9 protein-coding genes are annotated in these 6,848 nt (G+C 67.2%); 4 read left to right on the top strand and 5 right to left on the bottom strand.

Features of this window, described 5'->3' with window-relative positions; all coding sequences use genetic code 11:
- Together TX88_RS34820 and aqpZ are read left to right on the top strand one after the other, a co-directional pair.
- Nucleotides 1–262 (top strand): PaaI family thioesterase (locus TX88_RS34820; RefSeq protein WP_244438307.1); only part of this gene is annotated, 262 nt, incomplete at its 5' end.
- Nucleotides 263–376: 114 nt separating this feature from the next.
- Nucleotides 377–1,138 (top strand): aquaporin Z, encoded by a 762-nt coding sequence (aqpZ, locus tag TX88_RS00870; RefSeq protein ID WP_044513942.1) that lies wholly within the window; start codon nucleotides 377–379, stop codon nucleotides 1,136–1,138.
- A 9-nt stretch (nucleotides 1,139–1,147) separates the two neighbouring features.
- On the opposite strand, the gene TX88_RS00875 is transcribed toward aqpZ, so the two are convergent.
- The 4 genes from TX88_RS00875 to TX88_RS00890 form a co-directional block, all read right to left on the bottom strand.
- Nucleotides 1,148–1,972 carry an MBL fold metallo-hydrolase gene (locus TX88_RS00875; protein WP_044513944.1) on the bottom strand — a complete coding sequence of 275 codons (825 nt, stop codon included), beginning with the start codon at nucleotides 1,970–1,972 and terminating at the stop codon, nucleotides 1,148–1,150.
- A gap of 34 nt (nucleotides 1,973–2,006) precedes the next feature.
- Nucleotides 2,007–2,558 carry a Dps family protein gene (locus tag TX88_RS00880; protein WP_044513946.1) on the bottom strand — a complete coding sequence of 184 codons (552 nt, stop codon included), beginning with the start codon at nucleotides 2,556–2,558 and terminating at the stop codon, nucleotides 2,007–2,009.
- Between the two features lie 71 nt (nucleotides 2,559–2,629).
- Nucleotides 2,630–3,529 (bottom strand): DNA-3-methyladenine glycosylase family protein, encoded by a 900-nt coding sequence (locus TX88_RS00885; protein ID WP_044513947.1) that lies wholly within the window; start codon nucleotides 3,527–3,529, stop codon nucleotides 2,630–2,632.
- A 9-nt stretch (nucleotides 3,530–3,538) separates the two neighbouring features.
- On the bottom strand, nucleotides 3,539–3,898 hold the full coding sequence (locus tag TX88_RS00890) for a DUF427 domain-containing protein (protein ID WP_044513948.1): 360 nt from the start codon (nucleotides 3,896–3,898) through the stop codon (nucleotides 3,539–3,541).
- A 60-nt stretch (nucleotides 3,899–3,958) separates the two neighbouring features.
- Between TX88_RS00890 and TX88_RS00895 the strand changes: the two genes are divergently transcribed.
- Both TX88_RS00895 and TX88_RS00900 read left to right on the top strand, forming a co-directional pair.
- Nucleotides 3,959–4,930, top strand: coding sequence for an aldo/keto reductase (locus tag TX88_RS00895; protein WP_044518964.1), 972 nt, complete (start codon nucleotides 3,959–3,961; stop codon nucleotides 4,928–4,930).
- A gap of 20 nt (nucleotides 4,931–4,950) precedes the next feature.
- Complete coding sequence (locus TX88_RS00900) at nucleotides 4,951–5,406, top strand: SRPBCC family protein (protein WP_044513950.1); 456 nt, start codon at nucleotides 4,951–4,953, stop codon at nucleotides 5,404–5,406.
- Between the two features lie 10 nt (nucleotides 5,407–5,416).
- Here TX88_RS00900 and TX88_RS00905 read toward each other — a convergent pair whose 3' ends face one another.
- The gene (locus tag TX88_RS00905; RefSeq protein WP_244438308.1) at nucleotides 5,417–6,847 is read right to left on the bottom strand and encodes an HNH endonuclease signature motif containing protein; all 1,431 of its coding nucleotides are present in this window, start codon (nucleotides 6,845–6,847) and stop codon (nucleotides 5,417–5,419) included.
- Nucleotide 6,848: the final 1 nt, after the last annotated feature.

Below are 6,848 nucleotides of genomic sequence, written 5' to 3' on the forward strand. Positions count from 1 at the left end.
CAGCATCGGCATCGTGCACGGCGGGGTGTCCGCCGCGGCACTCGAACTCGTCGGCTCCGCCGCCCTCGGCGACGGCACCGGTGCGCCGTGGCAGACGGCTTCATTGCGGGTCAACTATCTGCGCCAGTTCCGCGGCGGCAACGAATCCCGTTATGAGGCAAGGGCATTGCGGACCGGACGAAGCTCAGGGGTAGCTGATGCGCAGGCCATCGGCGACGACGGCGTGGTCGCCTTGATCGCCCGGCTCACCGCCTACCGCTGATTTCGGCACGGCAACGTAAATTTCACTGTGCAATCAATTTCACAACAACGATGCTGCCATTGCACAGTGGCGTGAAACCCTCCGGAATGAACCACATCTACGGAGGAGTTCGCCATGAGTACGCCGACAATGTCACATCGATTGGCAGCCGAATTCATCGGGACGTTCTGGCTGGTCCTGGGCGGTTGCGGTAGCGCGGTGTTCGCCGCGAAGTTTCTCTCCGACGGCTTCTCCGTGGGGATCGGTTTCCTCGGGGTCGCCCTGGCGTTCGGCCTGACGGTGCTGACCGGCGTGTACGCCTTCGGCACCATCTCGGGCGGGCACTTCAATCCGGCGGTCACGCTGGGCGCCGCGCTGGCCCGCCGCGTCGAGTGGGCAGCCGTTGTGCCGTACTGGATTTCACAGGTGGTCGGCGGTCTGGTCGCCGGCGTGGTGATCTACGTGATCGCCAGCGGCAAGGACGGTTGGTCTGCCACCGGGAACATGGCCGCCAATGGGTTCGGCGAGCACTCCCCCGGCGGCTATTCGCTGGTCGCGGTTCTCCTCGCCGAAGTGATCCTGACCGCGGTGTTCCTGCTGGTCATCCTCGGCTCCACCGACGACCGCGCGCCGAAGGGCTTTGCCGGACTGGCGATCGGGCTCACCCTGACGTTGATCCACCTGATCTCGATCCCGATCTCCAACACGTCGGTCAACCCGGCCCGCTCCACGGCGGTCGCGTTCTTCAACGGCAACGGTGCACCCGCGCAGCTCTGGGCATTCTGGTTGGCCCCGCTGGTCGGTGCGGCCATCGCCGGGCTCGCCTACTCGTTCCTGTTCGGTGTCGCCGACGAACTGGCCGACCGTCCGGTGCGCGAGGACGCCCTCGACCGGTAGCACCGCGGATCAGGTCAGGTGGTCGAATTCACCACTGACCCAGCGAATATGAGTCTCGGCCGACCGGTGCACCACATCCTTGGCGGCGATGTCTATCTCATCGCCGCCAAGGGTGTAGAGCCGGTCGTAGTCGTATGCATCGAGCCGGTCCACGATCCGCCGCACCACCGCGGCCGACAGCGGGACGTGCTTGGGGAAGTTCCGTTGGAACGACACCCAGTTCCGGGCCAGCCCACCGGAGATGGTGTCCCCGACCAGCAGGGTGCCATCGGCCGTCAGCGCCACCGCACTGCCCCGCATGTGGCCGCCGACATGTATCAGCCGTAGTCCGGGCAGTGGTTCGGACTGCCCGTCCCACAGCTCGATCAGCGGATCCGGAGCCGGAAGCCACTCGGCATCAAGGGAGTTCACATACACCGGCACTCCCCCGAACGCCCTGCTCCAACTGAGTTGCGCACCGAACATGTGCGGATGGCTGGCGGCAACAGCGGCGACACCGCCGAGGCCGTGAACGAGGCCGACGATCTCGTCGTCCAGGTAGCCCGGCGAATCCCACAGCAAGTTTCCGTTCGCCGTCTGCACCAGGAACGACCGGTGCCCGATGGCGAACTTGGGCGCTCTGCGCAGGCTGTGCACCCCGCGGCCGTGGTCGACGTGTTCGGTGTGGTGCGGCTGGGCCGCCAGTTCATCCAGCGTGGTCCAGATGCCGTGCGGTGGTAGGTCGCCACGTTCCTCGATCGACACCACCTCGGAGGTCAGCACGCAGCTGGTCGCCGGTTCGGTATCGGAATCCGGTTGTTCCACACCGCATCCCGTGCAAATCCAGGTAGGCATACCGCCGAGCTTGGCACCTCAACAATGGTTCAGGTCAAGCACTCTTGCGTCGCGCCTTGCCTGCCGCACCGCGCTCGGTGGGCGCGCCCTCATGGGCCAGCGTGCCCCCGGCGCTCTCCAGATGGGCCCGGACGAACCACTGGAACTTCTCGAGTTCGGCGGCGTGATCGATGAGCACGTCCTGGGACACCAGGTCGAGTTTCTCCAGGCGCTCGATCGCCTTGCGGGTGTCCTCGATCACCCCGTTGTAGACGAGGTCGAGTGCCGCGAGGTGGGCCTGCACGTTGTCACGCCCGACGGAATAGTCGTCCCAGCTGCGGTCGGAGATGATCGCGCCCGGTGTGCCCTTCGGCGATTTGCCCAGTGCGGCAATCCGTTCAGCGACCTCGTCGGCGTAGGCCCGCACCAACTCCACCTGCGGGTCGATCATCTCGTGCACTCCGATGAAGTTCGGACCGACGACGTTCCAGTGGACGTGCTTGAGCGTGAGATGCAGGTCGTTATAGGTGCTCAGCTGCTTCTGCAACAGCGCGGCCACGTCGCTGCCCTGCTTGTCGGTCAGTCCGGGAATGGTGAACGAGGTCATTGCGGCTCCTTTCGAGTCACGATCGGTTCCCGTCCCGGGTACCCGACAACCGCGGCGCGCAATCAGCCCGGCTACAACGCGCGCAGGTTCGGAATCGCCTGACGCGCTCCGAATCGCGGATTACGGGCCAGTCCGCTGGCTTCCAGCAGCCGGACGGCCCGTTGCCGATGTGGGCGCAGCGGTTCGAGCAGTTCCACCATGGCCGCATCATCGATCGGCCTGCCGAGCAGGGTGCGTCCCACCATCGTCGCCAGGTGGTAGTCCCCCACCGACAGGGCGTCGGCGTCGCCGAAGGCACGTTGCACGGTTTCGGCTGCCGTCCATTCGCCGACGCCGGGCAGCGACCGCAGCGCCGTCACGGCCCGCTCAGCGGTAAGCCGCTCGAGGGCGTCGGCGCGCTGCGCGCACCCGACGATGGTGCGGGCCCGGCCCGGATCCACGTTGGCCCGGTGGAATTCCCAGGATGGGATGCGTCGCCACGCCTCGGCGGTGGGCGGCACCCGCATCCCGGCGGGCGCCGGCCCCGGAGCGGGGGCGCCGTACGTCGTCACCAACCGTCGCCAGGCCCGCCAGGCGTCCATGCCCGAGACCCGCTGCTCGATGATCGCGGGCACCAGGGCTTCCAGGACCCGGCCGCTGCGACCGAGTCGCAGATGCGGCACCCGACGGTGGGCCTCGGCGATCGTCGGTTCGACCGGTTCGAAGCCGGTCGCGTCGTCATCGGCACCCACCAGCGCCGCGAATCCGTCGAGGAACTCGGCGCTCCCGGCACCCCAGGCCTCGCAGTCCACGGTCTCGGGGGCCGATTTGGTGATCCGCACGGTGACCGGACCGGTATTCATCGCGCTGACGCGCCAGATCGCGCCGTCGGCACCGATCCGGTTGCAGGGATCACCACCACCGCGCCGCCACGGCGCCAACGTCAGGCCCGGGCTGGCCGGACCCTCGAATACGACGCTGGTTGAGGGCACAGCACCAGATTAGGCCAGGACGATCTGCGCCTTCTCCGGGTAGAACGCCAGGTGACCGGCGATTTCGGCGACGGCCGGATACGGGTCCTCATAGGTCCAGGTCACGTCGGCAACCCCGCCGACGTCGTAGTAGTTCGCCTCGCCCTTGTACGGACAGTAGGTGGTGTTGGCACTGCGGGTCAGCGTCTCGAACACCACGTCGGCGCGCGGGATGTACTGCACCGCTGGATAGGTCGACTCCTGCAGGGTCAAGGCGCCATCGGTCTGCGCAACGATCGCGCCACCGATCGTGACGGTGACCCGACGCCCGGTCGGGGTGATGGTGATGGGGTGGGCTGCGCTGGGCAGCAGCACCTGGCGCTCGGTCATACGCGGCACAACGTCGGGGCGCGGCCACCGATTCCCGGGCAGACTGGGGCAATGGGAACTTTGCAGAAGGCGCGGCTGGGTGATCTTGAGGTGGCGCGGATCGGGCTGGGCACGATGGGCATGTCGTTCGCGTACGGCAGCGCGGGTCGCGACGACGCAGAGTCGATCCGCACCATTCATCGGGCGATTGACCTGGGCGTCACTCTCATCGACACCGCCGAGGTGTACGGGCCGTACGTGAACGAGGAGTTGGTCGGCCGGGCGCTACAAGGCCGACGCGACGAGGTCGTGCTCGCCACCAAGTTCGGGATGATCTCCCACACCGGCCGCGACGGGGCGGACAGCAGCCCGGCCAACATCCGCACCGCGGTGGAGGGGTCGCTGCGCCGGCTGGGCACCGATCACATCGATCTCTACTACCAACACCGGTTGGACCGGTCCACGCCGATCGAGGAGACCGTCGGAGTGCTCGCCGAACTCATCGGCGAGGGCAAGGTGCGCCACATCGGGTTGTCCGAGGTGGGAGTCGAGACCATCCGGCGCGCCCATGCGGTCCATCCCATCACCGCACTGCAATCGGAGTACTCGTTGTTCACCCGAGATCCCGAGGACGGGATTCTGGACACGTTGCGTGAGAACGGGATCGGCTTCGTGGCGTACTCGCCGCTGGGCCGCGGATTCCTCACCGGACAGATCCGCTCGGTCGATGACCTGGCCGACGACGACACCCGCCGCGACAACCCCCGGTTCACCGGGGAGAACTTCGCCGCGAATCTGCGTCTCGCCGACGAGGTGCGGGCGATCGCCGACGCATCGGGCGCGACGCCGGGACAGGTCGCGCTCGCCTGGCTGCTGTCGCGCGGCCCCGACATCGTGCCGATCCCCGGAACCAAACGTGTCGAGCGGCTGGAGGAGAACGTCGCCGCCGATGCCGTGACGCTCACTGCCGATCAACTGTCCACTCTGGACAACCTCGCACCTGCCGCGGGCGACCATCACACCGCGGCTCAGATGCGAATGATCGACAGGTAGCCCGGGGCTACGATCGCCCCATGACCGAGCCTGTGAAAGCCACCGTGTCCATCGCTGCCGACCCCGCGGCGGTGTACGCACTCATCACCGATCTGTCCACGCTGGCCTCGCTCGCCGAGGAGGCCCATGCGATGGAGTGGCAGAAGGGCACCGCCGCCAGCCCCGGTTCGGTTTTCAAGGGGCACAATCGCAATGGCTCCAAGGCCTGGAGCACCGTCTGCACGATCACCGACGCCGAGCCGGGCAAGACCTTCGCCTTCGACGTGAAGTCCCTCGTGTTCCCCGTCGCCCACTGGCGCTACGACATCGCCGCCTCCGACGGCGGCTGCACGGTCACCGAGTCGACCTGGGATCGCCGCGCGGGCTGGTTCAAGAAGGTCGCGGGTCTGGCCACCGGAGTGTCCGATCGCGACACCGCCAATGCCGAGCACATTCAGCTCACCCTGCAGCGGCTCAAGGAGCGCGCCGAGGGGTAGTGCGACTGGCTCAGAACGGTGGGGGTGGTCCGTATTCTTCGGCGAGCCAGGCTTGGTATTGGCGTTCGACTTCGAGGTCGTTGTTGAGTTCGGCGCGTTGACGGCGTTCGGCGCTGATGCGGTCTTGGCGGTCTTGTTCGCGGGTTTGGCGGCGTCTTGGCATCATCGCGGCGCGGTCCGGACTCGCAGCCGGCGGTTCAGGCAGGTTCAGTTCCCCGGTCGGCCGGCCCAAGGCCGGGAACAGGCCCGCGCCGTGGGGTTCAGTGACATAGGTGTGGCCGGTGGGTGCGGTGATTTCGACAGTGCCATCGGGTAATTGGCGATCTGACCATCCGGGGCAGAAGGTTTTGACCAGGTGATGGGTCCGGCAGTAGAGCTTGGTGTTGGACGGGTGGGTCGGGCCCAGCGGATAGGGCATCGTGTGGTCGATGTCGCAACGTTCGATCGGGGCGTCGCAGCCGGGGAACCGGCAGGTGAGGTCCCGCCACCGGATGAACTCTGAGAGCGCCACCGACGGGCGATACCCCGGCTCGGAATTCTCGGGGTTGGTGAGTGCCCTCGCCTTGCCGGGCTCGGTCACCGCGCCGGGCTCAGCTGGCCCCGATATGTCAGCCGGATCGCTCGGCTCCGTCGGCTCAGCGGTCGGTATCGGCACAGGCTTGAGTTTGGCCGTCGCTGCCAGGTCGCGCACGTTCTGGGCGGGCAGGATCCCATGGCCGGGTAGATAGCCCGGATCATCAGCGGTGCCATCCAATGTGGCTTGGTCAGCCAGGACGTGGATCACCGCGGCGGTGGCGGCGGCTCGTTTCTGTCCTGCGGGGCAGTCAGGTAGCCCGCACAGGCAGGGCAGGTGTGATTCCAGGCGGGCCAACGGACCCACCGCATCGGCGCGGCGCTGCTGCTGAGTGCGCGGATCGTTCTCACACACCGTCGCCGCCACGGCATCCAGGCGTTGATTCAGTGCCGCCCCGTCGGCGGCATCGACGTTGCCCCACACCGAAGCCCTACCCGGGCTGTGCGGCTCGATCTGCACGAACCGCTCCTCGACCAGATTCGGCGGCACCCGCTCCCCGTTCGGATCGAGTTTGGCGATCCACTGATCCACCCGATCCCGCAGTTTGGGTTCCGACAGCCGCATCCACCGATGCGCCCGCGCCGCCAACTCCGCATCCAACACCGCCCACACGGCCGCGTCGGCGATGCCGGTGCGGGTGATGATCATGCACACCACCCGATAATCGATGTCCCCGGCCGCGAACCGCGCCGCCACCAACGGCAACTTGTCGCGCAACACCCGGGCACGGTGAACCTGCGTGCTCGCGCGGCCCTGGCTGATCCGCAACGCCGCAGACACTTCGGCCGCCACCTCCTCGAACGGATCAGTACGCCAGAAAATCGATTCGATCAGCTCCTGTTCGCGCAGGGAGTCCAACGCCCCGATC

Source organism: Mycolicibacterium septicum DSM 44393, from assembly GCF_000455325.1.
GTDB lineage: Bacteria > Actinomycetota > Actinomycetes > Mycobacteriales > Mycobacteriaceae > Mycobacterium > Mycobacterium septicum.